Origin of the sequence: Mycobacterium sp. H4Y (assembly GCF_000364405.1) — a bacterium.
GTDB classification, from domain to species: Bacteria; Actinomycetota; Actinomycetes; order Mycobacteriales; family Mycobacteriaceae; genus Mycobacterium; species Mycobacterium intracellulare.
Map to the genome: position 1 here is coordinate 383,618 of NZ_AKIG01000003.1, position 25,336 is coordinate 408,953.

At 67.5% G+C, this 25,336-nt stretch carries 26 protein-coding genes, 3 tRNA genes and 1 pseudogene; 12 read left to right on the forward strand and 18 right to left on the reverse strand.

Going from position 1 to position 25,336, the window contains the following annotated elements; translation table 11 throughout:
* Positions 1–108 precede the first annotated feature (108 nt).
* The gene (locus W7U_RS22675; protein WP_008263081.1) at positions 109–1,305 is read left to right on the forward strand and encodes a cysteine desulfurase-like protein; all 1,197 of its coding nucleotides are present in this window, start codon (positions 109–111) and stop codon (positions 1,303–1,305) included.
* Here W7U_RS22675 and W7U_RS22680 read toward each other — a convergent pair.
* A complete protein-coding gene (locus W7U_RS22680; RefSeq protein WP_008263084.1) occupies positions 1,302–2,270 on the reverse strand; it encodes an NAD(P)H-quinone oxidoreductase in 969 nt (322 codons plus the stop codon). The genes W7U_RS22675 and W7U_RS22680 overlap by 4 nt on opposite strands.
* Before the next feature lie 37 nt (positions 2,271–2,307).
* Here W7U_RS22680 and W7U_RS22685 point away from each other — a divergent pair.
* Positions 2,308–2,394: transfer RNA gene (locus W7U_RS22685), tRNA-Ser, on the forward strand.
* A gap of 8 nt (positions 2,395–2,402) precedes the next feature.
* On the opposite strand, the gene W7U_RS22690 is transcribed toward W7U_RS22685, so the two are convergent.
* Genes W7U_RS22690 through W7U_RS22705 form a run of 4 tightly spaced genes read right to left on the reverse strand, consistent with a single transcriptional unit; the run spans position 2,403 to position 5,863 of the window.
* Positions 2,403–3,521, reverse strand: a complete 1,119-nt coding sequence (locus tag W7U_RS22690) for a hypothetical protein (RefSeq protein ID WP_008263086.1) — start codon at positions 3,519–3,521, stop codon at positions 2,403–2,405.
* A 39-nt stretch (positions 3,522–3,560) separates the two neighbouring features.
* Positions 3,561–3,749, reverse strand: coding sequence for a hypothetical protein (locus tag W7U_RS22695; protein WP_008263089.1), 189 nt, complete (start codon positions 3,747–3,749; stop codon positions 3,561–3,563).
* A 28-nt stretch (positions 3,750–3,777) separates the two neighbouring features.
* Positions 3,778–5,013 carry a lipase LipE gene (gene lipE / locus W7U_RS22700; RefSeq protein WP_008263090.1) on the reverse strand — a complete coding sequence of 412 codons (1,236 nt, stop codon included), beginning with the start codon at positions 5,011–5,013 and terminating at the stop codon, positions 3,778–3,780.
* Between the two features lie 25 nt (positions 5,014–5,038).
* Positions 5,039–5,863, reverse strand: a complete 825-nt coding sequence (locus W7U_RS22705; protein WP_008263091.1) for a crotonase/enoyl-CoA hydratase family protein — start codon at positions 5,861–5,863, stop codon at positions 5,039–5,041.
* Positions 5,864–5,886: 23 nt separating this feature from the next.
* Here W7U_RS22705 and W7U_RS22710 point away from each other — a divergent pair, with 23 nt between their 5' ends.
* A complete protein-coding gene (locus W7U_RS22710) occupies positions 5,887–6,471 on the forward strand; it encodes a TIGR03086 family metal-binding protein (protein WP_008263092.1) in 585 nt (194 codons plus the stop codon).
* A gap of 140 nt (positions 6,472–6,611) precedes the next feature.
* Here the strand turns inward: W7U_RS22710 and W7U_RS22715 are convergent, their stop codons facing one another.
* A complete protein-coding gene (locus W7U_RS22715) occupies positions 6,612–7,073 on the reverse strand; it encodes a DUF4334 domain-containing protein (protein WP_008263093.1) in 462 nt (153 codons plus the stop codon).
* An 8-nt stretch (positions 7,074–7,081) separates the two neighbouring features.
* Positions 7,082–8,149, reverse strand: a complete 1,068-nt coding sequence (locus W7U_RS22720) for a pyridoxal phosphate-dependent aminotransferase (protein WP_008263094.1) — start codon at positions 8,147–8,149, stop codon at positions 7,082–7,084.
* An 85-nt stretch (positions 8,150–8,234) separates the two neighbouring features.
* Here W7U_RS22720 and W7U_RS22725 point away from each other — a divergent pair.
* The 3 genes from W7U_RS22725 (at position 8,235) to W7U_RS22735 (ending at position 9,738) form a co-directional block, all read left to right on the forward strand.
* A tRNA-Ser gene (locus W7U_RS22725) sits at positions 8,235–8,323 on the forward strand.
* A 41-nt stretch (positions 8,324–8,364) separates the two neighbouring features.
* A tRNA-Arg gene (locus W7U_RS22730) sits at positions 8,365–8,437 on the forward strand.
* Positions 8,438–8,550: 113 nt separating this feature from the next.
* Positions 8,551–9,738: an IS481 family transposase gene (locus tag W7U_RS22735; RefSeq protein WP_036429757.1), complete on the forward strand. Its 1,188-nt coding sequence runs from the start codon at positions 8,551–8,553 to the stop codon at positions 9,736–9,738.
* 355 nt (positions 9,739–10,093) lie between these two features.
* Here the strand turns inward: W7U_RS22735 and W7U_RS22740 are convergent, their stop codons facing one another.
* From W7U_RS22740 to W7U_RS22750, 3 genes are read right to left on the reverse strand one after another with little or no spacing between them, the layout of a single operon-like run.
* Positions 10,094–10,585, reverse strand: coding sequence for a hypothetical protein (locus W7U_RS22740; protein WP_008263097.1), 492 nt, complete (start codon positions 10,583–10,585; stop codon positions 10,094–10,096).
* Between the two features lie 18 nt (positions 10,586–10,603).
* Positions 10,604–11,602: a phosphotransferase family protein gene (locus tag W7U_RS22745; RefSeq protein ID WP_008263099.1), complete on the reverse strand. Its 999-nt coding sequence runs from the start codon at positions 11,600–11,602 to the stop codon at positions 10,604–10,606.
* Between the two features lie 39 nt (positions 11,603–11,641).
* A complete protein-coding gene (locus W7U_RS22750) occupies positions 11,642–12,001 on the reverse strand; it encodes a nuclear transport factor 2 family protein (protein WP_008263101.1) in 360 nt (119 codons plus the stop codon).
* A 125-nt stretch (positions 12,002–12,126) separates the two neighbouring features.
* Between W7U_RS22750 and W7U_RS22755 the strand changes: the two genes are divergently transcribed.
* From W7U_RS22755 to W7U_RS22770, 5 genes are all read left to right on the forward strand, one after another.
* Positions 12,127–13,071, forward strand: a complete 945-nt coding sequence (locus W7U_RS22755) for a class I SAM-dependent methyltransferase (protein ID WP_008263102.1) — start codon at positions 12,127–12,129, stop codon at positions 13,069–13,071.
* Positions 13,072–13,349: 278 nt separating this feature from the next.
* A complete protein-coding gene (locus tag W7U_RS22760; protein WP_008263104.1) occupies positions 13,350–13,589 on the forward strand; it encodes a hypothetical protein in 240 nt (79 codons plus the stop codon).
* 22 nt (positions 13,590–13,611) lie between these two features.
* The gene (locus W7U_RS26000) at positions 13,612–13,767 is read left to right on the forward strand and encodes a DUF6131 family protein (RefSeq protein WP_008263106.1); all 156 of its coding nucleotides are present in this window, start codon (positions 13,612–13,614) and stop codon (positions 13,765–13,767) included.
* A 153-nt stretch (positions 13,768–13,920) separates the two neighbouring features.
* Positions 13,921–14,625: a two-component system response regulator TcrX gene (gene tcrX, locus W7U_RS22765; RefSeq protein WP_008263107.1), complete on the forward strand. Its 705-nt coding sequence runs from the start codon at positions 13,921–13,923 to the stop codon at positions 14,623–14,625.
* Positions 14,603–16,117 (forward strand): HAMP domain-containing sensor histidine kinase, encoded by a 1,515-nt coding sequence (locus W7U_RS22770; protein WP_014383651.1) that lies wholly within the window; start codon positions 14,603–14,605, stop codon positions 16,115–16,117. The genes tcrX and W7U_RS22770 overlap by 23 nt, the downstream gene beginning before the upstream one ends.
* Here W7U_RS22770 and W7U_RS22775 read toward each other — a convergent pair.
* Complete coding sequence (locus W7U_RS22775) at positions 16,114–17,199, reverse strand: IS630 family transposase (RefSeq protein ID WP_036429555.1); 1,086 nt, start codon at positions 17,197–17,199, stop codon at positions 16,114–16,116. The two genes, W7U_RS22770 and W7U_RS22775, sit on opposite strands and share 4 nt — an antisense overlap.
* Positions 17,200–17,246: 47 nt before the next feature.
* On the reverse strand, positions 17,247–17,738 hold the full coding sequence (locus W7U_RS22780) for a lipoprotein LpqH (RefSeq protein ID WP_008263112.1): 492 nt from the start codon (positions 17,736–17,738) through the stop codon (positions 17,247–17,249).
* Between the two features lie 169 nt (positions 17,739–17,907).
* Here W7U_RS22780 and W7U_RS22785 point away from each other — a divergent pair.
* Positions 17,908–19,783 (forward strand): annotated as a pseudogene (locus W7U_RS22785) (alkyl sulfatase dimerization domain-containing protein).
* Between the two features lie 7 nt (positions 19,784–19,790).
* On the opposite strand, the gene W7U_RS22790 reads toward W7U_RS22785, so the two are convergent.
* The 6 genes from W7U_RS22790 to W7U_RS22815 form a co-directional block, all read right to left on the reverse strand.
* Positions 19,791–20,759, reverse strand: coding sequence for an NADPH:quinone oxidoreductase family protein (locus W7U_RS22790; RefSeq protein ID WP_008263114.1), 969 nt, complete (start codon positions 20,757–20,759; stop codon positions 19,791–19,793).
* Positions 20,759–21,382, reverse strand: a complete 624-nt coding sequence (locus W7U_RS22795; protein ID WP_008263115.1) for a TetR/AcrR family transcriptional regulator — start codon at positions 21,380–21,382, stop codon at positions 20,759–20,761. The genes W7U_RS22790 and W7U_RS22795 overlap by 1 nt, the downstream gene beginning before the upstream one ends.
* Positions 21,363–22,646 (reverse strand): acyl-CoA dehydrogenase family protein, encoded by a 1,284-nt coding sequence (locus tag W7U_RS22800; RefSeq protein ID WP_008263117.1) that lies wholly within the window; start codon positions 22,644–22,646, stop codon positions 21,363–21,365. The genes W7U_RS22795 and W7U_RS22800 overlap by 20 nt, the downstream gene beginning before the upstream one ends.
* A gap of 71 nt (positions 22,647–22,717) precedes the next feature.
* Entirely contained in the window at positions 22,718–23,482 is a 765-nt protein-coding gene (locus W7U_RS22805) for a glucose 1-dehydrogenase (RefSeq protein WP_008263119.1), read from the reverse strand.
* A gap of 11 nt (positions 23,483–23,493) precedes the next feature.
* Positions 23,494–24,546: a phosphotransferase family protein gene (locus W7U_RS22810; protein WP_008263121.1), complete on the reverse strand. Its 1,053-nt coding sequence runs from the start codon at positions 24,544–24,546 to the stop codon at positions 23,494–23,496.
* Positions 24,547–24,603: 57 nt separating this feature from the next.
* On the reverse strand, positions 24,604–25,266 hold the full coding sequence (locus W7U_RS22815) for a class I SAM-dependent methyltransferase (protein WP_008263123.1): 663 nt from the start codon (positions 25,264–25,266) through the stop codon (positions 24,604–24,606).
* Between the last annotated feature and the right edge of the window lie 70 nt (positions 25,267–25,336).

Consider the following 25,336-nt stretch of genomic DNA (forward strand, 5'->3'; position numbering starts at 1 on the left):
GTGCCCTGGCTCGGGAGGCCACCGACTGGCCGGAACGGCTTGGACCCTTTCAAGGCACCCGCTACCGTCGCAGTTTCGCAAAAACGCGAAAGCTTTAAGGTGGCCCACATGGCATACGACGTCGCCCGGGTGCGCGGACTGCATCCGTCGCTGGGTGACGGGTGGGTGCACTTCGACGCTCCCGCCGGGATGCTGATTCCCGACTCCGTCGCGACGACGGTGTCGACGGCTTTCCGCAGGTCTGCGCCCACCACCGTGGGGGCGCACCCCTCGGCGCAGCGCAGCGCCGCCATCTTGGAGGCGGCCCGGGCGGCCGTGGCCGATCTGTTCAACGTCGAACCCGCCGGCGTCGTGCTGGGCGCCGATCGCGCGATCCTGCTGTCCGCGCTGGCCGAGGCGTCGTCGTCGCGCGCCGGCCTGGGCTACGAGGTCATCGTCAGCCGCCTGGACGAGGAAGCCAACATCGCCCCGTGGCTGCGGGCGGCGCACCGGTACGGGGCGAAGGTCAAGTGGGCCGAGATCGACATCGAGACGGGCGAGCTGCCGACGTGGCAGTGGGAGGGCCTGATCGGGAAGTCGACTCGGCTGGTCGCCGTCGCCTCGGCGTCCGCGACGATGGGCACGGTCACCGACCTGCGGGCGATGACCAAGCTGGTGCACGACGTCGGCGGCCTGGTGGTGGTCGACCATTCCGCCGCGGCGCCCTACCGGCTGCTCGACATGAGGGAAACCGACGCCGACGTGGTGGCGGTGAACGCCGCCGCGTGGGGCGGCCCGCCGATCGGCGCGATCGTGTTCCGCGATCCGCTGCTACTCAACTCGTTCCATTCCATCTCGGCCGACCCCAAGGCCACGGGCGCGGCGCGGCTGGAGATCGGTGCGCACCAGTTCGGGCTGCTGGCCGGGCTGGTCGCCAGCATCGAGTACCTGGCGTCGCTCGACGAATCCGCCCGCGGCACCCGGCGCGAACGCCTGGCGGTGTCGATGCAGTCCGCCACCTCGTACCTGAATCGGATCTATGACTACCTGATGGTGTCGTTGCGCTCGTTGCCGTTGGTGATGGTCATCGGCCGCCCGGAGGTGCGGATCCCGGTGGTCAGCTTCGTTTTGAACGGCGTGCCCGCCGAACGAGTGGTGCAGCGGTTGGCGGACAACGGGATTCTGGCCGTCACCAACGAAAGCTCCCGCGCGCTCGACGTGCTGGGCGTCAACGACATCGGCGGCGCGGTCACCGTCGGGCTGGCGCACTATTCGACGACGGCCGAGGTCGACCAGTTGGTGCGCGCGCTGGCCTCCCTGGGCTAGACCGTCAGGACGATCTTCCCGGTCACCTTGCCGTCCACCAGTCGCTGGTGCGCGTCGCCGGCCTGCTGAATGGGCAAGCGGGCGCCGATGATCGGCCGCACCCGTCCGTCGGCCACCATGGGCCACACCGAGGCCGTCACCGCCTGCACGATGTCGCTTTTGCTGTTCGCCCCGGTGGCCGGACGGCCCCGCAGCGTGGTGCCGATGACCCGCGCCCGCTTGGCGAGCAGTTTGCCGATGTTGAGCTCGCCCTTGACGCCGCCCTGCATGCCGATGATGACGAGCTGCCCGTCGCTGGCCAGGGCGTCGATGTTGCGATCCAGGTAGGCCGCGCCCATGATGTCGAGGATCACGTCGGCACCGCCGGACTCCTGTAGCCGCGCGACGAAGTCTTCGTCGTGGTAGTTGATGGTGATGTCGGCGCCCAGCTCGCGGCAGAAGTCGAGCTTCTCCGCCGAGCCGGCGGTGACCGCCACCCGGGCCCCGAGCGCCCGCGCGATCTGGATCGCGTGGCTGCCGATGCCGCTGGCCCCGCCGTGCGCGAGCAGTAGCTGGCCCCGGCTCAGGCCCGCGATGAGCACCACGTTCGACCACACCGTGCAGGCCACTTCGGGCAGCCCGGCCGCGTCGACGAGGTCCACACCGGACGGAATCGGCAGCACCTGGCCGGCGGGAACGGCGACGTACTCGGCGTACCCCCCGCCCGCCAGCAACGCGCAAACCTCTTGCCCCGCAGACCATTCCGTGACACCGTCGCCGACTTCGGTGATGACACCGGACACCTCCATGCCGATGATTTCGCTCGCGCCGGGCGGCGGCGGGTACTTGCCGGCGGCCTGCAGCACGTCGGCGCGATTCACACCGGCGGCGGCCACCTTGACCACGACCTCGCCGGGCCGAGCGGACACGTCGGCCACTTCTTGCCAGGACAGTTGACCGGAGGATTCGGCGACGATGGCTCGCATGGCGGCCACGCTACCGGCCCCCGTTACCCTTGTCCGTGGTGGCGTGGCAGAGCGGCCTAATGCACTCGCCTTGAAAGCGAGAGACGGCTAAAACCGTCCGGGGGTTCAAATCCCTCCGCCACCGCCCTGAAGTTACTCGACGCTCTGGTGCAGCGTCGGCGCGTAGCGCAGCACCGCACCGATCCCGTCGGCCGGCGAGATCCGCTCGTCGGTGCGCACCAGGGCCGCGCCCACCGAAATCGCCGATACCGGCAACGCCTCGTCGGCCCGCAGCGTCTTGGCGGGAGCGGCGCCCTGCTCCGACAACACGTTCTCATCGGGGGCGACGGTCGTCAGGCCCTCGTCGGCCACCACGGTGGCGTCGCCGATGTCACCGATGATCAATGTCTCCACCGCGCCCTGGCGCAGCGCCGAGCACACCGGACCGAGTCCCTCGGCCGCCAGCCCGGACTGCCGCCCGATCTCGGCGGTAAACCGTTGTGCCGCATCGTCGATCGTGCGCAGCTGGCGTTTGACGAACTCGTCCTCGATGGCCTGCTCGATCTCGCCGAAGTCATGCCCGCTGTGCCGCGCCCCAACCTCGAGGGCCACCGCGCGGTCGTGCAGTCGCTCCGGCAGCGCGGCCAGCAGGTCGGAGCGCGACCGCACCTCACCGACCACGAAGATCACCTCGATCGCCTTGTCGTCGGCGAGTTCGGCGACGCGATCGGCGACCGCACGCACGTTCTTGCGGGCGGCCTCGTCGGTGCGCAGCTGGGGGTCGCCGTATCCGGCGGTCTCGGCCCCCGCGGCCTTGTGCACGGGGTAGCCACCGCCGTCGACCGTCTCGGTGCGCAGCGTCCCGCCGAGGTGGGTCATGATGTCGGCGCCGCTGTGGTCGACGACCACCAGGACATAGTCCGGGTGATCGAAGCTCTGCTCCAGAATCGGTACCAGGTAAGGCAATTCGGACACCCGGACCACGCTCGCGGCGGGGCCGCGAGCCAGGTGCTCGTTGATCACCACACCGTCGGCGCTGGCGATCACCGCCCGTCCACTTCGGCCGATCGGGGGACGCAGGTTCATGGCCGCGTCCTCGATCGCGGCGATCACCGCGGCGTCGGCGTGTGCGCGTTCGAGGTCTTCTTTGATCGCCCGCCACTTGAGCTCGAGTTGAGCCTCGGCGTCATGGGTGTCGTGCGAGTCGTCGAAATACACCGAAACGAACGGCCCCGGTGCGTCCAGCAGCTTGCGGAAGCGTTGCGAGTCCATGCCTTGTTGGTTGCCCCGCGAGCCGGAGCACAAACACCGTCAGCTTCGATCGCCCTCGCTGTCGTCGAAGAAATGCCAATCGCCGTCGTGCTCGACTTCCATGCGCCAGCCGAGCTCGCTGTTGTCGGCCTTGTTGTCGACGAACCATGCGTGTGCGTCGTCGGCGCTGTCGATGTCTTTCGTCGCGACGACGTCGCCTTTCGGATTGAGCACTCGATAGGTAGCCATGCCGGCAGGGTTCCCACTGCCGTGGCCGTTAACCGGTGGGGATTTCGGCGGCGATCGTGTCCATCAGGGCCGTGTACCGGCGGGCTTCGGGATCCCGCCCGGGTTTGCCGCTGCTCACCACCCCGGCCGCCAGCCCGCGCGCGGGGTCGGCCCAGATCGCGATGTTGACCAGGCCGAGGTTGCCGAAGGCGTGCGGCGCGTTGCGCCCGAAGGGTCCCCACCGGTTGGTGCCGAGGATGTAGCCGGTGCCCCAGCGGGCCGGTTGCAGCCCGACCGCGAAATCCGGTCGCAGCCTTCGGCATTCGGCTATCGCGCCGTACATGGTCTCCGGTCTGATCACCCGCACACCGTCGAGTTCGCCTCCGCGACGCCAGATCTCGGCGAACCGCGACATCTCCTGGGCGTTCGACACCGTGTTGGACGACGGGATGATGGTGGTCAAGAACAACTTGGAGTTCGTGTACGGAATGATCTCGTGCACGGTTCCGCCGATCGCCTTGCGGAAGATCTGGGCGACCACCGGCGGTAGCGTCCGCCCGGTGGCGTGGCTCGGCGCCACCAGCGCCACGTCCTTCTCGGCGACGCCGAAGTTGGTCCAGCGGAAGCCGAGCGGGTCGAGGATCTCGGTGCCCAGGATTTCGCGAATTTCCTTGCCGGTGGCCGCATACACGATCTCGCGCACCAGCGGACCCCAGGTCAGCGCGTGGTACATGTGGAACAGCCCGGGACGGTACAGGGGCCGCAATTCGCCGAGCTTGCGTTGCGCGTACTCGTGGTCGTCGGCGCGCGTGACGTCCGGCCGCGGGCCGGTCGGGAACGGCAGCCCGGCGCTGTGCGTCATCACGTGCCGGATGGTGATCCGGTGCTTGCCGTGGCTGGTGAAGGTGGGGATGTAGTCGCAGACCCGGTCGTCGAGTGAGAAGACGCCGCGCTCGGCGAGCATGTGTACCACGGTCGCCGCCATCCCCTTGGCCGCCGAGTACACGCAAAACGGGGTATCGGGCGTGACGGGGATCCGCTCGGCGTCCGGTGGGTCGCTCGGGGCGTTGCCCCAGCCGTGGCCGATCGCGCGGTTGAGCACCACGCGCCCGTGCTGCCGCAGGCACAACTGGATCGCCGGATGGAACCCGGCCCGGTACCAATGCCGCGCCGCCTGCCAGATCCGGTCGATGGCGGCGCTGTCGATTTCGGAGTGGTCTTCCGCACCGATCGTCGTCACCGCGTCCAGGTCGGCCGGGACGCGGATCTTGCCGTCAGGAGTCACTTCAGCGAGGGTACGTGCCGCCGGACTACTCCCCGGTGAACTGCGGTGGGCGCTTCTCGAAGGTCGCCGTGATGCCCTCGGTCAGGTCCTTGGACGGCAGGAACGCCGCGTTCCAGGCAGCCACGTACCGCAGGCTTTCGGAGACCGCCGCGATGCGCTGCTGGTCGAGGACGTCCTTGACGCCGTGGACGGTCAGCGGGGGATTGGCGGCGATCTCCGTGGCGGTGGCGTGGGCCGCGGCCAGCGTGGCCTCGGCGTCGGCGTACACGTCGTTGACCAGCCCGATCTTCTCGGCGCGGGCCGCGTCGATGTCCTTGCCGGTGAGCGCCAGCTCACGCAGGTGCCCGTCGTTGAGGATCAGCGGGAGGCGGGCCAGGCTGCCGACGTCGGCGACGATGGCGAGTTTGACCTCGCGCACCGAGAACTTGGCGTCGGCGCTGGCGTAGCGGATGTCCACCGCCGAGATCAGGTCGACGCCGCCGCCGATGCACCAGCCGTGCACCGCGGCGATGGTGGGGGTGCGGCAGTCGGCGACCGCGTTGATCGCGCCCTGCATGCGCAGCACCGTTCGGTGAAATTCGGCCCGCGGCCGCGCCGAGGCGCCCTCACCCAGCACCCCCGACAGCGTCCCGCCCATCGCGGCGAGGTCCAGGCCGTAGCTGAAGTTGCGGCCCGAACCGGTGAGCACGATGGCCCGCACCTCGGGGTCGGCGTCCAACTCCGGAAACAGCTCGGGCAGCTCGGACCAGAAGGCGGGCCCCATCGCATTGCCCTTGCCGGGCCCGATCAGCGTCACCTGCGCGACGTGGTCTTTCTTCTCCACGGTGACGGATTCGTATGCTTGCGCCATATCGAGACCGTAGCGTGGCGAATATGGCTCCTGACTTGCGACCCGGCCCGCATTCACCGCCGACCGACGAGCTGCACAGCGCCGAGGACACCCTGGGGGTGCTGCAGCGGGTCCTGCACACCATCGCCGCCGACGACCTGTCGCGGCCGACGCCCTGCGCGGATTTCGACGTCGCGCAGCTGACCGGGCACCTGCTGAATTCGATCAAAGCCCTCGGGGGCATGGTGGGCGCCGACGTTCCCGAACCCGCCGAAGGCGATTCGGTGGAGCGCCAGGTGGTGGCCGCGGCGCGGCCGGCGCTGGACGCCTGGCACCGGCACGGGCTGGGCGGGACGGTGCCGTTCGGCAAGGGCGAGATGCCCGCCAAGAGCGCGTGCGCCGTCCTGTCGATCGAATTCCTGGTGCACGCCTGGGATTACGCGGCCGCGACGAACCGCGAGGTCGACGCCCCCGAGCCGCTGTCCGAATACGTGCTGGGCCTGGCTCGCCACATCATCAGGCCGGAGCTACGCGGCGGCGCCGGATTCGACGACCCGGTCGCCGTGCCCGCGGACGCCGGCGCCCTCGAGCAGTTGGTCGCGTTCACCGGCCGCAACCCGGCGCGATAGTCCGCCCTTCGGCTCTCGCCCGTCGAGTGTGAAGCCTGGGCTTTGGGTGTGAAGCCGCGTCGGGTCCGCGCGGCGTGTCGTCGGCGTGGACGCACAATCAAAGCCGCCAGTTCACACTGGACGGCTCGCAGGTCGAGACGCTAGACGCGCTCGAGGTAGAAGTAGTAGTACTTGCCGTTGTCCCGAACGCCCTTGCCGTTCATGATCCCCATCACGGCGTTGTCGTCGATCTTCTTGAAGTGATCGTGCACGGGCTGGCCGTCGTAGACCATGGTGGCGGTGACCTCCCCGCGGAAGTCCTCCAGCCACAGGCTGGCCTCGCCCTTGCCCATTTCCACGTTCGAGAACTTGTTGCCGTCGGCGTCCAGGCAGACGAGCGGCTGCACGTCGCTGACGGATTTGAAGGTCTTGCCGTACCACCCGGCTTTTTCCAGTTGGCCGTTCATCTTGTGGCCGGTCTGGAACTCGCCGCCCTTCCACTCGCCGAGCATCCCGTCGAGGGTCGCGGGCGAAAGCTCGGCCCAGAATTCGTCGAGCTCGGAATCCGCGATGTCGCCGCTGCGCTCTTTGAATTCGGTGAACTTCTTTCGGGCGAGGTCCACGGCTCTCCTCAGGATTCGGTGCGGGCTATCCAATCGCGGGCGAAACGCAGCAGAGCGTCATTTTCGTCCGGAGCACCAATGGTGACACGAACGCCTTCGTCCGCGAACGGCCGCACCACCAGGTGCGCTTCGGCGGCCTGCTCGGTGAAGTCCATGGTGCGCGACCCCAGTGGTAGCCAGACGAAGTTCGACTGCGACGGCGGCAGCTCGAACCCGGCGTCGCGCAGGGCGTCACTCACGCGGGTGCGCTCGCCGACCAGTGCGTCGGTGCGGGCCATCAACTCGGCCGAGGCGTCCAGCGACGCGATGGCGGCCGCCTGCGCGACGTTCGTCACCGCAAACGGCATGACGACCTTGTCCAGGGCGGTGATCAGGTCGGGGTGGGCGACCGCATAGCCGACCCGCAGGCCCGCCAACCCGTACGCCTTCGAAAAGGTCCGCAGCACAACGACATTGCTGCGGGTGAGGGCCAGCTCGAGGCTGTTGGGCAGCATGCCGTCGCGGACGTACTCGACATAGGCCTCGTCGAGGGCGACGAGGATGTGCGACGGAATGGCGTCCACGAATCGGGCCAGCGCGTCCGGGTCGACGACCGTGGACGTCGGGTTGTTGGGGTTGCAGACGAAGATCAGCCGGGTGCGGTCGGTGATCGCCGCGAGCATCGCGTCGAGGTCATGCGTGTGATCGGTCAGCGGCACCCGCACGGTCGTCGCGCCGGACACCTGAATGATGGGCAGGTAGCACTCGAAGCTGCGCCAGCCGATCATCACCTCGTCGCCGGCCGCGGCGGTGATCTGAACGAGCTGCTGGCACAAGGTGACCGAACCGCTGCCGACCGCGATGTGCTCGGGGGCGACGTCGGAACCCAGGTGCATGGCCAGCGCCGCCTTGAGGTCCACGCTGGCGTTGTCCGGGTAGCGGTTGACGACGGCGATGGCCCGCTCGATCGCCGCGTGCACGCTGGGTAGCGGGCCGTAAACGGTCTCGTTGCTGGCCAGCTTGATCGAGCCCGGCACGTTCTTGCCGGGCACATACACTGGCAGTCCGGCCAGTTCGGAGCGTAGACGGGCGGTCACTTCGACAGTTTATGTCTCAACTGTGTACAGTATGGCCGGTTCCGCGAGACCGGAAAGGGGTCGGTACCCTCAGAAAGTCCAAAAGGGAGGCGTGCCAGAGCGGCCGAATGGGGCTCACTGCTAATGAGTTGTCCCCCTCAAAGGGGACCGGAGGTTCAAATCCTCTCGCCTCCGCTGGGTCCTGAACGGAACACGGAACGACAACTGAAGAACAGGCGCCCGTAGCTCAACGGATAGAGCATCTGACTACGGATCAGAAGGTTAGGGGTTCGAATCCCTTCGGGCGCGCTCAGCCATTGTATGACGTCGGGTGATGCGTGACATTTTGCCTTCGGTTGATGCGTGTCAGTGTTTCGGCTGATGCGTGACAGTTGTTTCGGTTGATCGGTGACACTCCCTAGATGAGGGAGTTAAGTGTGGCTGAGCAGCGGTATCAGGCCGTGATGGCGGTGATCGGCGACGGGTTGTCGGTGTCACAGGCCGCAGAGAAGACCGGGGTGGCGCGTCAGACGCTGCACCGATGGCTGGCCCGTTATGAAGCCGCGGGCTTGGAAGGACTGGTGGATCGGTCGCATCGGCCGGTGTCGTGTCCGCATCAGATGCCCGGGCAGGTGGAGGCCGAGATGCTCGAGCTGCGCCGCTCGCGACCGTATTGGGGGCCGCGGCGGTTGGTGTTCGAGCTGGCCAAACGAGGTGTCCATCCGGTGCCGTCGGAGTCGGCGGTGTATCGAGCGCTGGTGCGGGCCGGTCTGATCGACCCCGCGATGCGAGATCGACGGTCGCGCAAATGGAAGCGCTGGGAGCGTGGGGCGCCGATGGAGCTGTGGCAGATGGACATCGTCGGCGGGTTCGCGTTGGCTGACGGCACCAGCGCCAAAGCCTTGACCGGTATTGATGATCATTCCCGGATGTGTGTGTGCGCCAAGTTGATGGCTCGTGAGCGCACCCGTGCGGTCTGCGACGGATTACGGGCGGCGCTGGCGGCTTACGGCGTGCCTGAGCAGATCTTGACCGATAACGGCAAGGTGTTCACCGGGCGGTTCTTTCATCCACCGGTCGAGGTGCTCTTTGATGCGATCTGCCGCGAGCACGGCATCGAGCACGTGTTGACCCAGCCGCGAAGTCCGACCACGACGGGCAAAATCGAGCGGTTTCACCGCAGTCTGCGTGCTGAGTTCCTCAGCGGCCGTGAGCCTTTCACCAACCTCAAGGTCGCTCAGCAGGCGCTCGATGAGTGGGTCGAGGACTACAACACCACCCGGCCGCACCAAGCCCTGAAGATGACCACACCGGCTCAACGGTTTCACGCCGGTGCGCCGGCATCACCGCCCTCGAACTCGTGTGCCCGACACGTCGACCGCAGTGGCGATGATTGGGTAAGTCGACGGGTGTGCTCCAACGGCATCGTGTGCGTGTCCTGGCAGCAGGTCTGTATCGGGCGCCACTATGCCGGCGCGCGCTGCGATGTCCACGTCGATGGGGACCTGCTGCGGTTTTGGGTCGGCGATGATCTGGTCAAAACCGCCGCGCGCACCAGCCGCGGCGAGGTACGAAACAAACGGGCCCTGCGCACCAGCGCACCGGCCTAAACCACAACACAGAGTGTCACCGATCAACCGACATAGAAATGTCACCGATCAACCGACTCTGAACAGGCGCGCTCAGCCATTTTTCGTGCGTCAAACGTGTCACAGGCAGCGCGGTCTGCGCGTAATATCATCGGCCTCGGGCCTCAGTTCAGTTCCGTGCGAACATCGGAGTTGAGTCATGTCCCGTGTCACCAAAATCCTCGCCGCCCTGGTAATCGCCTCCAGCGCCCTGCTGACGTCTGCATGCGGTTGCAGTACAAGCGCAGCAGGTGTCACCACTTGCACCTTGTTGTAAGCGGCCGAATTATGTTGTGCCCTCGGGTTTGACGGAACCCGGGCACACCCGCGCCGACCGCTAGCGTCCGCCGAACGGTCCGCCGAATGGCCCCCGACGGGGCGGCTCGGTCACCGTTTGGGTGACGGTGCTGGTCTCGGTGCTCGGCGTCACGGTGACCGTGCTGGGCGAGACGGTCGTCGTGGGAGTGTCGGTGCTCGGTGGCGGGACGGTCTCGGTGACCGTCTCGGTCGGGCCGCCACCGCCGCCGCCGTGGTGCCGGGGTGGCTCCGTCGTCGTGGTGGTCACCGGCGCGGTGGTGGACGGCGCCGGCGTCGTCGTGGTTGCCGGGCTGGGCGCCGGCGAATTGCTCGCGAGCTTGACCGCCGCGAAGACGACCGCGCCGAGCAGGAGCGCCCCTATGGCGCCTGCTGCGACCAGCGCCGCCGGGCGGCGGTACCAGGGCGTCGGGGGCTCGGGCGGCTCCGGCGCGGCGTCGTAATAGCCGCCGCCGTACCGCGCGGCCGCGGTGGGCTCGGAGTAGTAATCCGGTTCCTCGGGATAGGGCGGCACGAGACGAATGCTAGTAGGTCAGCCCTCGTTGTCGATGAGGCGCAGCGCCCGCTCGAACAGATGCACGGTGGCGGCGTGCAATTGGTCGCCTACCTCCCTCTCCGCCTTTCCCGCGCAGGCCCGGGCCAGCGTCCCCTCGATCACGATCCCCAGCTTGAAGCAGGCCAGCACGGTGTACCAGGTGATGTGTGACAGGTCGCGGGTGGTGTTGGCGGCGTAGCGCTGGAAAAGCTCGTCGGTACTGGCCAATCCGTCCTGGCCGCCCAGGGCGTGGCTGAACACGCTGGAGCCGTCGGGCTGGCGCCAGGTGGCCAGCAGCCAGCCCAGGTCCAGCAGCGGATCGCCGATCGTGCACATCTCCCAGTCGACGATCGCGACCACCTCCGGCCCGGTGCGGGAGAACATCACGTTGGCCGCGTGGTAGTCGCCGTGCATGATGCCCGGCGTCCAGTGCGCCGGCCGGTGCCGGTCCAACCAGGTCGACACCTCCTCGATGCCGGGGATCTGCGGCCCGGGATAACCCTCGTAGTCGTTGTAGGACTCGAGCTCGGAAAGCCAGCGCGGCACCTGGCGCTCCAAAAAGCCCTCCGGCTTACCGAATTCGGCGAGGCCGACGGCGACATGGTCGACGGCACCGAGCTTGGCCAACGCGTCGGCCATCGACAGCCCCATGCCGTGTCGCACCTTCGCGTCGCCCGCGTGCAAAGGCGGCAGACCCTCGCCGGCGTTGAATCCGTCGACGGGATCCATCAGGTAGAAGACCGCGTCGCCCAGCACGGCGGGGTCCTCGCAGACGGCGATCAGGTGCGGATGCGGCACATCGGAACCTGCCAGCGCCGCAAGGACTTTCGTTTCCCGCAGGATCACGCTGTTGCTGTGCGGACGCAGGTGCCGGGGCCCGCGCCGCAGCACGTAGGGCCGCCCGGCCCTGCTGAACCGCAGCATGACGTTCTGCGTTCCGCCGGTGACGTTGGAGACGCCTTCCAGCGGGCCCTCGCCGAGCCCCTGCCCGGACATCCATTCCGCTACGGCTTGAAGATTCACGGAGTCCACTGCTCAGCCCTTCGGGTGTGGCGAGTATCGGACGGTCTGCGCCGCGATCACGCCGTCGCGGAACACGAAGGTGTCAACGCCGTCGTCGACCCGGCTGGCCGCCGAATCGGCGGCCCATTCCAGGAACAGCACATCGCCGTCGAAGAGCTGGGTCTTCAAGTCCCAGTTGGCATCCGGGATATCGGCGAGCAGTTGCGCGAAGACCCGGCGGATGGCCTGCCTGCCGCGCGCGACGCCGGCGGGCGTGATCAGCACGGAGTCCTCGGCGTAATCGGTGAGCATTTCGTCAAGATCGCCCGCGGCCAGCGCGGCGCCGTGGTGGGCGAACACTTCCTGCGGCGTACGCGACGGGGTGGGCGTCATGGCACTCCCTTGCAACCTGTGGACCGTCTGGGAAAAAGACTAGGGCAGGGGCGACGGGAGGCGGCCGGTGGCGGCGGCTGGAAGAATAGTGTGCATAACTTACTTTCTGGGGAAGGGAACTGGCGATGCCGCGGACCGACAACGATTCCTGGGAAATCACCCAAAGCGTCGGCGCCACCGCGCTCGGCGTCGCCGCAGCTCGCGCCGCGGAGACCGAGAGTGAGAACCCCCTGATCAACGACCCGTTCGCGCGGGTGTTCGTCGACGCCGCGGGCGAGGGGATGTGGAGCATCTATGCCAACCCCGCGTTGCTGGCCAAGGCGGCCGACACCGAGCCCGATCTGCGGGCGCGGCTGCAGCTGATGGTCGACTTCATGGCCACCCGGACGGCATTCTTCGACGAGTTCTTCCTGGGCGCGGCCGACGCCGGCGTGCGCCAGGTGGTGATCCTGGCGGCCGGACTGGACGCGCGCAGCTGGCGGCTGCCGTGGCCCGACGGCACGGTCGTGTACGAGCTCGACCAGCCCAAGGTGCTGGAATTCAAATCCAACACGCTGCGCGAACACGGCGCGGAGCCGACCGCGCAGCTGGTCAACGTGCCGATCGACCTGCGCCAGGATTGGCCGAAAGCGTTGCGGGAAGCGGGGTTTGATGCTTCGCGACCTGCGGTGTGGTCGGCCGAAGGGCTCGTTCGGTATCTACCGGCGCAGGCCCAGGACTTGCTGTTCGAGCGGATCGATTCGCTGAGCGCCGAGGGCAGCTGGCTGGCGTCCAACGTGCCCGAATCGGGTTTCACCGACCCCGACCGTGTGCAACGCCAGCGCGAGGACATGCGGCGCATGCGGGCGGCGGCAGCCCAGCTGGTCAATGCCGAGATCACGGACTTCGACGACCTGTGGTACCCGGAGGAGCGCACGCCCGTCGACGGCTGGCTGCGCGGCCGCGGCTGGGACGTCACGACCGCGACGTTCGCCGAGTTGATGGCCCGGTATGACCGCCGGATCCCGCAGGGCGCGGAGGATTCGATGCCGCCCACCCTCTATGTGTCCGCGCAGCGGCGGCGGGGCTGACCGGACGCCGAGATCGAAAGTGCCGCTGCTAATTTAGCGGGTCAGGCACGCCATTTCGATAGGAACGCCTCGAATCGGGGTGGGTCCTCGAGTTAGCTGAGCTAATCCAGCGGGCACGCCCCTCCCGGCCGTGGGCGGCGCGGGCCGCCGGCCGCCGCGTCGACCGCCTCTGACGTGCCGGGATGTGCCGACAAGCGCTGCCGCATAACCCATTGCATGTTTAGGCATAAGTCGAATGGGTAACTTCAGCACCACGAGAAAACTTCTTCTCGCTCACAATGGAGGTCACGATGCGTGGCAGCGGGATCATCGGAACGGTTGCTTTGGTGTGGTTGCTGATCGGAGCCTTCGCGGCGTGGCAACGGGATTACTTCAAAAACGACCAGACGACATGCGCCTCCGCGGGCACGGTTGCGGTGACCGTGATCGCCGGACCCCTGAATTACTTCGGGGTCAACCCGAAAGTCACGGATTGCCATCTGCCGCAACCAAGTTCAATGCAATCGGTCAACCTCTAACCCTCACCCGAAGGAAGTCGAAATGGTTATCTTAGGAATTGTCCTGCTTGTTCTCGGGTATTTCTTCCACGTACCCGTGCTGACCACGCTGGGAATCGTGCTGCTGGTGATCGGCGCGATCCTCTGGATTCTGGGCTCGATCGGGCGTCCGGTCGCCGGCCGGCGCTACTGGTATTAACCGCTACGGCCGAACACCACGATCGCGCGGCTGCTCCGGCAGTCGCGCGTTTCGTTTCACAGGGCGCGCATAGGTTCGTCATAGTCTCGGCTCAGCCGGTGACGGATACTGGAGCTTGTGACGCAGCCCCGGGCCTCTGTAGAGCGGGTTGTCATGTGCCGTGCGGACGGCAACCCCATCAACGTGCTGGTCGTGGACGACGAACCCGTCCTGGCCGAAATGGTGTCGATGGCGCTGCGGTACGAGGGCTGGAACATCTCCACCGCCGGGGACGGGGAATCGGCGATCGCGGCCGCCCGCAACCAGCGTCCGGACGTCGTCGTCCTCGACGTGATGCTGCCCGACATGAGCGGCCTCGACGTCCTGCACAAACTGCGCGGGGAGATCCCGCAGCTGCCGGTGCTGCTGTTGACGGCCAAGGATGCGGTGGAGGATCGCATCGCCGGCCTGACCGCCGGCGGCGACGACTACGTCACCAAGCCGTTCAGCATCGAAGAGGTCGTGCTGCGGTTGCGGGCGCTGTTGCGCCGCACCGGGGTGACGACCGTGGACAGCGGCGCACAGCTGGTGGTCGGGGATTTGGTGCTCGACGAGGACAGCCACGAGGTCACCCGCGCCGGGGAGCCAATCTCGTTGACCTCGACCGAATTTGAGCTGTTGCGGTTCATGATGCGCAACTCCAAGCGGGTGCTGAGCAAGGCCCAGATCCTGGACAGGGTATGGAGTTACGACTTCGGCGGCCGCTCCAACATCGTCGAGCTCTACATTTCCTACCTGCGCAAGAAGATCGACAACGGTCGCGATCCGATGATCCACACACTGCGCGGCGCGGGTTATGTCCTCAAGCCGGCCCGCTGACCCGCGAAGGGTCTGGTCCCTTCGGCTGCGGCTGTTGGTCGGCCAGATCGTCGTCCTGGCGATCGTCTGCGTCGGCATCACCGCGGTGACCGAACTGGCGCTCAACCATCACCTGGTCAAGCAGCTCGACGGCCAACTCGCCGGGACCTCGTTCCGCTCGGCGCTGATGTACCCCGAGCCGAACCACCCGGGATGGCACCACCACCAGCACTCCTACTATCCGAGGCCGGGCCCCGGCCCGCGGTTCCTGGACGCCCCGGGTCAGCCGGCGGGCATGGTGGCGGCGGTGGTCAGCCACGGCAAGACGGTTGACGCCGGCTACCTGACCAGCAGCGGCACCAGGGATGACCTGACCCCGACCGCCCAGACCCAACTGGAACAGATCGCCGGCAACCGCGCCCCGGTCACGCTGAACCTGGACGGCCTCGGCCGCTACCGCGTCGTCGCGGCGCCGAGCCGAAACGGCAGCGACATCATCGTCACCGGCCTGTCGATGTCCAACATCGACGCCACCCTGATCCGGATGCTGGTCATCTTCGGGATCGTCACCGCGGTTGCGCTGGCGGCCGCGACGATCGCCGGGGTCGTGATCATCCGGCGGGCGCTGGCGCCGTTGCGCCGCGTCGCCCAAACCGCGGGCCAGGTCGCCGATCTGCCGCTGTCGCGCGGCGAGGTCGAATTGCCTGTGCGCGTACGCGAATCCGACGCGAACCCCTCCACCGAGGTGGGACAGCTCGGTGCCTCGCTCAACCGGATGCTCGACCACATCGCGGAAGCGCTGTCGGCGCGCCAGGCCAGCGAGACTCGCGTTCGCCAGTTCGTCGCCGACGCCAGCCATGAACTGCGCACGCCCCTGGCCGCGATCCGCGGTTATACCGAACTGACGCAACGGATGGGCGACGACCGCGAGGCGGTGGCGCAGGCGATGAGCCGAGTGGCGTCCGAGACCGAGCGGATGACGCGGCTCGTCGAGGACCTGCTGCTGCTGGCCCGGCTGGATTCCGGCCGGCCGCTGGAACGCGAATCGGTCGATCTGTCGCGGTTGGCGGTGGATGCGGTCAACGACGCGCACGTCGCGGGACCGGATCATCAGTGGGAACTCGACCTCCCCGAAGAACCGGTGGTCGTCACCGGCGACGCGGCGCGGCTCCACCAGGTCCTGACGAATCTGCTTGCCAACGCCCGCGTCCACACCGGCGCGGGCACCGTGGTGACGACGCGGTTGAGCACCGAGCCGTCGCACACCGTGCTACAGGTCATCGACAACGGGCCCGGCATTCCGGCGGCGCTGCAGTCGGAGGTCTTCGAACGGTTCGCCCGCGGTGATTCCTCGCGCTCGCGCAAGGGAGGCAGCACGGGGCTTGGACTGGCGATCGTCTCGGCCGTGGTGAGGGCGCACAACGGGACGATCGCGGTCGACAGCTCACCGGGCCGCACCGAGTTCACGGTGCGGTTGCCACCCAACGGATGGCAACCGCCCGCATCGGCCTAGTGTCGCGAGTCGTTAATTCGCTTGCAGTAGTTGGCGACGGATTCGAGGATTTGGTCGGCGGTTTTGGTCCAGACGTAGGGGCGCGGGTTGTCGTTCCAGTTTTGGATCCAGGCGCGGATGTCGGTGTTGAGTTGGCGTACCGAGGTGTGGGTGCCGCGGCGCAGTTTCTTGGTGGTCAGTTCGGCGAACCAGCGCTCGACGAGGTTGAGCCAGGACGAGCTGGTCGGGGTGAAGTGCAGGACGAACCGTGGATGGGCGGTCAGCCAGCGTTTGACCTGGGGCGTCTTGTGCGTGGAGGCGTTGTCCAGCACGACGTGGCAGTCGAGGTCGGCGGGGACTTCGGCGTCGATCTTTTTCAGGAAGGCCAGAAATTCCTGGGCGCGGTGACGCGAGTGCAGCGCGCCGATGACCTGGCCGGTGGCCAGATCCAGGGCGGCATACAGGCTCGATGTGCCGTGGCGCACATAGTCGTGGCTGGCCCGCGCCGGGGTGCCGGGCAGCATCGGGAACACCGGTGCGGTGCGGTTGAGCGCCTGGATCTGAGTCTTCTCGTCCACGCAGAGCACGACCGCACGTTCGGGCGGGTTCAGATACAACCCGACGACGTCACGCACCTTGTCGACAAATAACGGGTCCTTGGAAAGTTTCCACGAATCCTGTTTGTGCGGAGCCAATCCGAACGCCCGCCACACCCGCGACACCATCGACTGGCTCAACCCCAAATGTTGGGCCATCGACCGCGTCGACCAGTGCGTGGCATCGAGCGGCGCGGTCTCCAGCGTCGCGGTGATCAACGCTTCGATCCGCTCATCACCGACCACCCGGGGCCGACCCGGCCGCGGCTCGTCGAGCAACCCGTCGAGGCGATCGGTGGCGAATCGATTGCGCCACTTGGTCACCATTCCCCGCGTGATACCCAGATCGTGTGCTATCGCGGTATTACTCGAATCCCCTTCGCAGGCAAGCACGATCCGTGACCTCAGGGCCAGCGCCTGGGCGCTCTTCGGGCGGCGCGCCCATCCCCGCAACTGATCGCGTTCTTCATCGGACAACACCACAGGCACAGCAATCGGACCCGGCACAGGCCAAGTCTACTATCCGGATGCGGATTAACGACTCACGACACTAGCTAGCTGTTACAGGTCACATTGATTTCGAACGGCTTGTTCACCGGCTGCATGGGGTTGGCCATGTCCACCCCGGTGGCGGTGCCGCTGATCTTGTAGCTGTTGCCATCCTTGCTGGCGGTTGCATTGCCCTGCCCGGTGCCCGAGGTATAGCCCAGCGTCACGCCGTTGACATTGCCCAGCCCAACGGATTTCACCTGCGGGGGGTTGCCGTCGCTGAGCACGGCGGCGATGCCGGTCGCTGCGCCACCGATCGCGATGTTGATGGTGCCACCCGCATTTGTGCACACGACCGAACCGGACACGTTCTGGTCCTTGCCGTCGATCGTGACCTTCGTGCCGGCGGCGCCGCCGGTGCTAGCCGACGCGCTCGTACCCGAGCTACTGGCGGAACTGCTCGCGCTCGTTCCCGACTTGTTACCACCCGAACATCCGGAAATGCCCGCGGCGAGAATCGCCGCCCCGGCCACCGCGACCGTCAATTGACGCTTCACCTGTTCTCCTTTTTGCCCGATAGTTGCGGTCCTCGGCATTGAGGGCCGTCTGGGCAGTATGCGGGTTAACTGGACCGAGAATCCAGAACCCCGAGAAATTGTTGCTGTATTCATTATTCGTCGGTGAAATGCTTTCGGGGCCTGCAGCATCAATGGCAAGGTGGAGAAGGTGGATCACAAGCCTCCCACTCCCGTCATCGAGTCCGCCCACCGCGGACAGGTCCTGCCTTTCCAGGACGACGCCGATATCCGCGCCGCGGACCGCGGATTCATTGCGGCCTTGTCGCCGTGCGTGATTCGGGCGGCAGACGGCCGAATCGTCTGGGACAACGATGCCTACGCCTTCCTGGACGGACCCGCGCCGACGTCGGTGCATCCCAGCCTGTGGCGGCAGTCGACGCTGGCCGCCAAACAAGGCCTCTACGAAGTGGTGCCGGGCATCTACCAGGTCCGCGGGTTGGACATCTCCAACGTGACGTTCGTGGAAACCGACAACGGCATCATCGTCATCGACCCCCTGATTTCCACCGAGGTCGCCGCGGCGGCACTGGCGCTCTACCGCGAGCATCGCGGCGGCGACCGGCCCGTCGTCGCGGTGATCTACACCCACAGCCATGTCGATCACTTCGGCGGCGTCCTGGGCGTCACCTCGCAGGCCGACGTGGATGCGGGCACGGTGGCGGTGCTGGCGCCGGAAGGCTTCACCGAGCACGCGGTCTCCGAAAACGTCTACGCCGGACCGGCAATGACGCGGCGGGCAACCTACATGTACGGCACCCTGCTGCCGCGCGGGCCGATGGGTCAGGTCGGCTGCGGGCTCGGCCAGGCGCCGTCCACCGGCGAGGTCGCCGTCATCGTCCCCACCGTCGACATCGCAACTACCGGTGAAACACACACGATCGACGGCGTGGAGATCGAGTTCCAGATGGCGCCCGGCACCGAGGCGCCCGCCGAAATGCACTTCTATTTCCCGCGTTTCCGCGCGCTGTGCATGGCCGAGAACGCGACCCACAACCTGCACAACCTGCTGACCCTGCGCGGCGCGGTGGTGCGCGACCCGCACGCCTGGTCCGGTTATCTCACCGAGGCGATCGACGCCTTCGCCGGACCGCGCCGACGTCGTATTCGCCTCCCACCACTGGCCGACCTGGGGGCGCGACAGCATCGTCGAGTTCCTGTCCTTGCAGCGCGATCTGTATGCATATCTGCACGATCAGACGCTGAGGTTGCTGAACCAGGGTTACACCGGCGTCGAGATCGCCGAAATGTTCCAGATGCCACCGGCACTCGAGCGTGCCTGGCACACGCACGGCTACTACGGTTCGGTGAGCCACAACGTCAGGGCCGTCTATCAGCGCTACATGGGCTGGTTCGACGGCAACCCGGCCCGGCTGTGGCCCCACCCTCCCGAGGCGCTCGCGCCCCGGTATGTCGAGGCGATGGGCGGCATCGACCGGGTCGTCGACCTTGCGCAAAAGGCATTCGACTCCGGTGACTACCGTTGGGCCGCAACATTGTTGGATCATGCGGTCTTCACCGACAGCGCGCATGCCGGCGCCCGTGCGCTGTACTCGGACACGCTCGAGCAACTCGCCTACGGTGCCGAAAACGCGACCTGGCGCAATTTCTTCCTGAGCGGGGCGATGGAGCTGCGCGACGGCAACGTCGGCACGGCCACCACCACAACGTCGTCGTCCATGCTGACCCAGCTGACCCCGGAGCAGATCTTCGACAGCCTGTCCATCCGGGTCAACGGCCCGCGCAGCTGGGATCTCGACGTCGCCGTCGACGTCACCTTGGCCGACACGGCGGTCAACTATCGGCTCGCGCTGCGCAACGGGGTGCTCGTCCACCGCAAGGCGGCGCCCGACCCCGCGACGGCATCCGTTACGGTCAAGCTGCCCGGCAAGATTCGGCTCCTGAGCCTGGCGACGGGTGACTTCGCCTCAGCCGGTCTGGAGCTATCCGGTGACCGGGGCGCGCTGCAGGCCTTGGTGGATGTACTCGACGGGCCGGACCCGAGGTTCAACATCGTCACACCGTGACACGGCGTCACCCGACGTCGATCACCACCTTGCCCAGCACCTTGCGGTCGGCGACGTGCCGCAGCGCGGCGGCGGTCTCGGACAGCGGGAATCGCGCGCCGATGTATGGCCGGACCGTGCCGGCGGCGAACATCCGCGACAGCTCCTTGATGTCGCGGACGGCATTGTCGGGGTAATCGCTCATGAAGGTGCGGATCTCCATGCCCCGCACGCAGATGTCTTTGAGCAGAATGAGATTGAGCGGTATGGCCGGGATCGCGCCCGCCGCGTATCCCAGCGTGACGAAGGTGCCGCCACGCGCGAGCCCGCGCAGCGCCGGTTCCGAATACGATCCACCGACCGGGTCCAGGACGACCCGGGCGCTGTCGCCGGTGAGTTCACGGATCCGCGACTTCAGGTCCTCCCGGTCGTAGTCGACGGTCGCCTCGGCGCCGCGCTGCCGGCACAGCTCCAGCTTTTCCGGACTCGACGCCGCGGCCAGCACCCGCGCCTTCATCGCCACGGCCAGATCGACGGCGGCCAGGCCCACGCCGCCCGCGGCGCCGAGCACGACGACCCAATCTCCTTCCGCGACAGCGGCGGTCGAGCGCAGCGCGTGATAGGCGGTGCGGTAGGTCACCCCGAAGGCGGCGGCCGATGCGAAGTCGGCGTCGTCCGGCACGGGCTCGGCCTGGCTCGCATCGAGCAGCGCCAGCTCGGCGAACGCCCCGAAGGTGGTCCCGGACACGCGCTGTCCCGGACGGAACGGCGCGCCGTCGCCGGCGGCGATGACTTCGCCGGCGATCTCGTTGCCGGGGATGAACGGCGGGGGGATCTTCACCTGGTACTTGCCGGCGATGAACAGCACGTCGGGGAAGTTGACCGCGGCCGCGCGCACCCGCACCAGCAGCTGGCCCGGCCCGGGGGCGGGGTCGGGCACCTCGTCGATCACCAGGTCCTCGGGCGTGCCGTAGGAACGGCAGATCACCGCGCGCATCAATTGGCCCCCAGTCCACGCAAACAGAACCGCACCACATGTGCGATGTCGTCGGGCCCCGGCTCGTCGGCCGAGCCCACGTAGCGGCGCAGGGTCGCCGCCGTACAGCTGAACACCGCCTCGACGTCGCGTTCGACGTCGCTACTACCCAGCGCCGCAACGGGTTCGACGAGCAGCGCGCGAAGCGGCCGCATCATTTCCTGGTCGGCCGCGCGCCAACCCGTGCCGGCCGACATCTGTCCGGCCGCCGCTCGGGTCATGCTGATCAGATGCGGGTCGGCCACCTGCGCCAGCGTGCCCTCGATCCACCGCGCGACCTTGTTGCGGGGCTCGGACTCCTTGGACATCTGATGTTCGAGGTAGGACACGACGATGGCCACCCCGCGTTCCATGACGGCCAGGATGAGATCGTCCTTGCCGGCGAAATAGCGGTAGAACGCCTTGTTCGACGAACCCGCCTCGGCGACGATGTCGCTGACCCGGGGCGGCTCGGGCGCCACGCGTTCCATGACGCGCACCGCCGCCGCCAGGATGCGTTCCACCTCCTCGGTGGCTTCCCGCTGGCGGTCGTCCAGCGCCCGCTCGACGGCCGCGGCGACCCGGTTAGAGGTCAACGAGGTCACCGTATTTGGCGCGGGCGGCCGCCCGCCGCACGTCGAGCATCTCGCTGGGCCAGTCGCCTTCTTCGGCCTCGTACCCCTTGAGCAGCATCCGCGCCAGGTTGACCTTGTGCGCCTCGGTAGGGCCGTCCGCCAGGCCGAGCGCGATGCCGCCGAGCAACACGTTGACCAGGGGCAGCTGGTCGGTGAGCCCCAGCGCGCCGTGCACCTGGATGGCCCGCAGGGCAATCGATTTGAGCACCTGGGAGGCCAGGATCTTGCAGGCGGCGATCTCCGCTCGCGCGCCGCGCTCGTCGCCCTGGTCGATCAGCCAGGCGGCGTGCAACACCGTCAGCCGGAACGGGATCAACTCGGTGTAGGAATCGGCGATGAACTCCTGCACGAGTTGCTTGTCGGCCAGCAGACTGCCTTGCGTGAAGCGGCTTTTCGCCCGCCGCGACATGATCTCGACAGCACGCTGGGCCATCCCGATGGACCGCATCGCGTGATGCAGCCTCCCGCCGGCCAGCCGGGTCTGCAGGATCAGGAAGCCCTGACCGGGCTCGCCCAGCAGGGCGTCGGCGGGCACGCGCACGTCGTTGTAGTGCACCAGGGAATGCCCGGGCTCGTGCGGATCCGCGCCGACCAGGTGGTGGTTGGCTTCCAGGACCAGTCCCTCGGTGCCGGCCGGGATCAGGAACGTCGATGCGCCGGTGTGCACCGGCACGTCGGGATCGGTGATCGCGACGACGATGAAGAAGGAGGCGACGGAGGCGTTGGAGGAGAAGTACTTTCGGCCGGTGATGACCCAGTCGTCACCGTCTCGGACCGCGCGGGTGGTGAAGACCCGCGGGTCGGCGCCGCCTTGCGGCTCGGTCATCGAGAAGCAGGAGAAGATCTCACCCGACAGCAGCCCCGACAGGTAGCGGTCCTTCTGCTCCTGGGTTCCGAAGCGGGCGATGATTTCGGCGTTGCCGGTGTCGGGGGCCTGCGTTCCGAACACGATCGGGGCCCACGGGCTGCGGCCCAGGATCTCGTTGATCAGCGTCAGCTTGACCGCGCCGAAGCCCTGCCCGCCGAGCTCGGGCCCCAGATGCGGCGCCCACAGACCCTTGTCGCGGACCTGCTGCTTGAGCGGGTCGACGATCTTGCGCCGCTCGTCGTTCAGAGGCAGGAATTCGCAGCCGGGGAACAACACCTCCAGCGGCTCCACTTCCTCGCGCACGAACTCGCGGATCCACTCCAGCTTCTTTTCGAATTCCGGTTCGGTGGAAAAGTCCCAAGACATCGAATGCTCCTACTCGTTCGTTGGTGGCGACCCACTGCGCCCGGTCTCGCCGCGCTTGTGATCGCCACGTGTTAAGGAATGCCGCCGTCGGCGCGCAATATCGATCCGGTGGTGAAGCTCGAGGCGTCGGAGGCGAGAAACAGTGCGGCACCGACGATTTCGCGTGGATCGCCGGCGCGCTCCAACGCGAGATGCCTGAAGGGCTTCTCGGTCGCCTGGTCGAGATTCCACGCCTTGCTCACGTCGGTGAGAAACGGCCCGGCCATCAGCGTGTTGACTCGCACCGCCGGCCCGAAACCCTTCGCCAGCGCCTCGGTCATGGCGTTGAGCCCGGCCTTGGACGCGGCGTAGGGAATGATGTCCGGGGTCGGACGCAGCGATCCGGCCGTGCTCACGTTGATGATCGACCCCCGGCCCGCCGCCACCATGCGCTCACCGACCAACGCGGACAAGCGGAAGGGGCCCTTGAGATTCAGGTTGACCACGGCGTCGAACAGCTTCTCGGTCACGTCGGTGAGCTTGTCGTACAGCGGCGACATGCCCGCGTTGTTGATCAGCGTGTCGACCTTGCCGAAGCGCTCGTAGGTCGCGTCGACCAAGCCGTCGAGCTGGTCCCAGCGGCCCACGTGCACCTGATACGGCATCGCGGAACGGCCGGTCTCGGCCTCGATCTCCTTGGCCGTGGCGACGCAGTTGTCGATGTTGCGGCTGGCGATTACCACGTCCGCGCCGCAGCGGGCCGCGCCGAACGCCATCTCACGTCCCAGCCCGCGGCTGCCGCCTGTGATCAGGACGACCCGGCCGGTCAGATCGAAAAGCTGGTCGGCATAACCCATTTCAGCATCCCCTAGGTTGTCAGCGATCGGGCGAGGTCGGCCGCGGTGGCGATGAGCGAAAGGATCATCGGCCCGAACGCGTCGGTGATCTTGGGGTCGACCCCTCCTTTTTGGGGCTCGGTGCGCACGCCGGCCGCATACGTCTTCTCTAGCACGATGCCGAGCTTCCAGTTGGCCAGCACCAGGTAGTAGTCGATGTTCTCGGTCGACAACCCGCTGACGGTTTCGTAGCGCTCCAACAGCTCGCTGCGCGAGGGCATGCCGCGCATGTCGAGATAAAACCCGTCCTCGCGCGGGTTTTCACCGTCATAGCCCAGCAGGCACCACGCCAGGTCGAGCAGTGGGTCGCCGACCGTCGTCATCTCCCAGTCCACGATCGCCGCCAGGCGGGCCGGCGAACCGTGGGCGAACATCACGTTGGCGAACTGGTAGTCGCCGTGCATGATGCCCGCCCGGTAATGTGCCGGGCGGTTGCGGCGTAACCAGTCCGAGGCCTCGTCGAGGCCCGGCAGCTCGCGCACCTTGTAGGCGTCGAGGAACGCCAGCCAGCGATCGACCTGGCGCTCGTGGAATCCGTCGGGGCGGCCGAAGCCCTCGAGCCCTTGCGCGCGCCAGTCCACCCGCCCCAGCCTGGCGGCGCCCTCGACGAGTTGGAACGCCAGGCCGCGGCGGGCGGCGAGATCGGTGTCGAACGGCGGGGCCCAGCCGCCGTCCATCGGGCTCCACCCCTCGATCGCCTGCATGACGTAGAAGGGCATGCCGAGCACGGTGCCGGTGTCGTCGGCGGCGATCAGCGCCGCGTGCGGCACGTCGGTACCGGACAGCGCCCGCACCAGCCGGATCTCGCGCAGCAGGCCGTCGATGCGCGCGGCGTCGGCCCGGGCGCCGGGCATTCGCAGCACCATCCGGTGCCCGCCCCGCTCCACCAGACAGAGGGTGTTCTGCGAGCCGCCCTTCAGCTGGGTCAGCCGCGGCCGTTCGCCACCGCCGGGTGCGTCGTTCGCGTCCAGCCAGCGGGCGAGGACGTCCGCATCCAGCCCCGATTCAGTCACGCGCTCGGCCATCGCTGCACACCCCAATCTCCGTAGGGAGAATAGCATTCTCCACGGTGGCGGCAAGGCTTAGCCGGGCTTGTGAGCGCTCAGCAGGAAGCCGGGCGCCATAAAGTGGCCCTCGTCGTCGTGTTCGAGATGTGCCAGCGAGCCGTCCGAAGACTCGTCCTTGCCGTAGACCTTGGCCACGCGAATGTCATCGACCCGCCACAGCGTCGAGACGGCGTCGTGCAACTCGGTTTCGGTGAAGCCCGGCGGGCCCGGCCGGTCCGGGTGGGCCTGGTCCAACGCCCCCGCGGCGAAGGCCAGGATGTACAACGCCGCCCCGGGCGCCGCGGCCCGAAAGATCGACTGCACGTAATCCTGGCGCCGTTCCGGCGCCAGCGCGTGGAAAAGGCCGCTGTCCAGGATGGTGGAGAAGCGGCCGTCATAGCCACGAAAGGTGGTGACGTCGGCCTGCGCGAAGCTCGCGGTGTTCAGCCCCTGCTCGGCGGCCGCCGCGGCCGCCGCCTGGACCGCGGTCGCGCTCGCGTCGAGGCCGACGACGGTGTAGCCGCGCGCCGCGAGCGCCAGCGAAAGTGCGGCATGGCCGCAGCCGGAGTCCAGCACCTCGCTGCGGACGAGGCCCTGATCGATGAGGCGCGCCAGCTCCGGTTGGGGCCGGCCGATGCTCCACGGGGGCGGCGCCGCCTGCCGGTAGGCGGCGTCCCAATCCCGATCCGGTTGCGTCATAAAGAATCCTCCAGGGGATTGGCGGCACGCACGCGATGAGAAACTGGCGCTGCCACCTTCGAACGACAGG

What these genes read in the sequence shown, in the direction of transcription:
- W7U_RS22755 (WP_008263102.1), top strand. Translation starts at nt 12,127, where the DNA reads ATGCCGCGGACCGACAACGATTCCTGGGAAATCACCCAAAGCGTCGGC.
- W7U_RS22675 (WP_008263081.1), top strand. Translation starts at nt 109, where the DNA reads ATGGCATACGACGTCGCCCGGGTGCGCGGACTGCATCCGTCGCTGGGT.
- W7U_RS22805 (WP_008263119.1), bottom strand. Translation starts at nt 23,482, where the DNA reads ATGGGTTATGCCGACCAGCTTTTCGATCTGACCGGCCGGGTCGTCCTG.
- W7U_RS22790 (WP_008263114.1), bottom strand. Translation starts at nt 20,759, where the DNA reads ATGCGCGCGGTGATCTGCCGTTCCTACGGCACGCCCGAGGACCTGGTG.
- W7U_RS22680 (WP_008263084.1), bottom strand. Translation starts at nt 2,270, where the DNA reads ATGCGAGCCATCGTCGCCGAATCCTCCGGTCAACTGTCCTGGCAAGAA.
- W7U_RS22815 (WP_008263123.1), bottom strand. Translation starts at nt 25,266, where the DNA reads ATGACGCAACCGGATCGGGATTGGGACGCCGCCTACCGGCAGGCGGCG.
- W7U_RS22735 (WP_036429757.1), top strand. Translation starts at nt 8,551, where the DNA reads ATGAGGGAGTTAAGTGTGGCTGAGCAGCGGTATCAGGCCGTGATGGCG.
- W7U_RS22750 (WP_008263101.1), bottom strand. Translation starts at nt 12,001, where the DNA reads ATGACGCCCACCCCGTCGCGTACGCCGCAGGAAGTGTTCGCCCACCAC.
- W7U_RS22760 (WP_008263104.1), top strand. Translation starts at nt 13,350, where the DNA reads ATGGAGGTCACGATGCGTGGCAGCGGGATCATCGGAACGGTTGCTTTG.
- W7U_RS26000 (WP_008263106.1), top strand. Translation starts at nt 13,612, where the DNA reads ATGGTTATCTTAGGAATTGTCCTGCTTGTTCTCGGGTATTTCTTCCAC.
- W7U_RS22690 (WP_008263086.1), bottom strand. Translation starts at nt 3,521, where the DNA reads ATGGACTCGCAACGCTTCCGCAAGCTGCTGGACGCACCGGGGCCGTTC.
- W7U_RS22810 (WP_008263121.1), bottom strand. Translation starts at nt 24,546, where the DNA reads ATGGCCGAGCGCGTGACTGAATCGGGGCTGGATGCGGACGTCCTCGCC.
- W7U_RS22800 (WP_008263117.1), bottom strand. Translation starts at nt 22,646, where the DNA reads ATGTCTTGGGACTTTTCCACCGAACCGGAATTCGAAAAGAAGCTGGAG.
- W7U_RS22695 (WP_008263089.1), bottom strand. Translation starts at nt 3,749, where the DNA reads ATGGCTACCTATCGAGTGCTCAATCCGAAAGGCGACGTCGTCGCGACG.
- tcrX (WP_008263107.1), top strand. Translation starts at nt 13,921, where the DNA reads ATGTGCCGTGCGGACGGCAACCCCATCAACGTGCTGGTCGTGGACGAC.
- W7U_RS22745 (WP_008263099.1), bottom strand. Translation starts at nt 11,602, where the DNA reads ATGTCCGGGCAGGGGCTCGGCGAGGGCCCGCTGGAAGGCGTCTCCAAC.
- W7U_RS22710 (WP_008263092.1), top strand. Translation starts at nt 5,887, where the DNA reads ATGGCTCCTGACTTGCGACCCGGCCCGCATTCACCGCCGACCGACGAG.
- W7U_RS22770 (WP_014383651.1), top strand. Translation starts at nt 14,603, where the DNA reads ATGTCCTCAAGCCGGCCCGCTGACCCGCGAAGGGTCTGGTCCCTTCGG.
- W7U_RS22705 (WP_008263091.1), bottom strand. Translation starts at nt 5,863, where the DNA reads ATGGCGCAAGCATACGAATCCGTCACCGTGGAGAAGAAAGACCACGTC.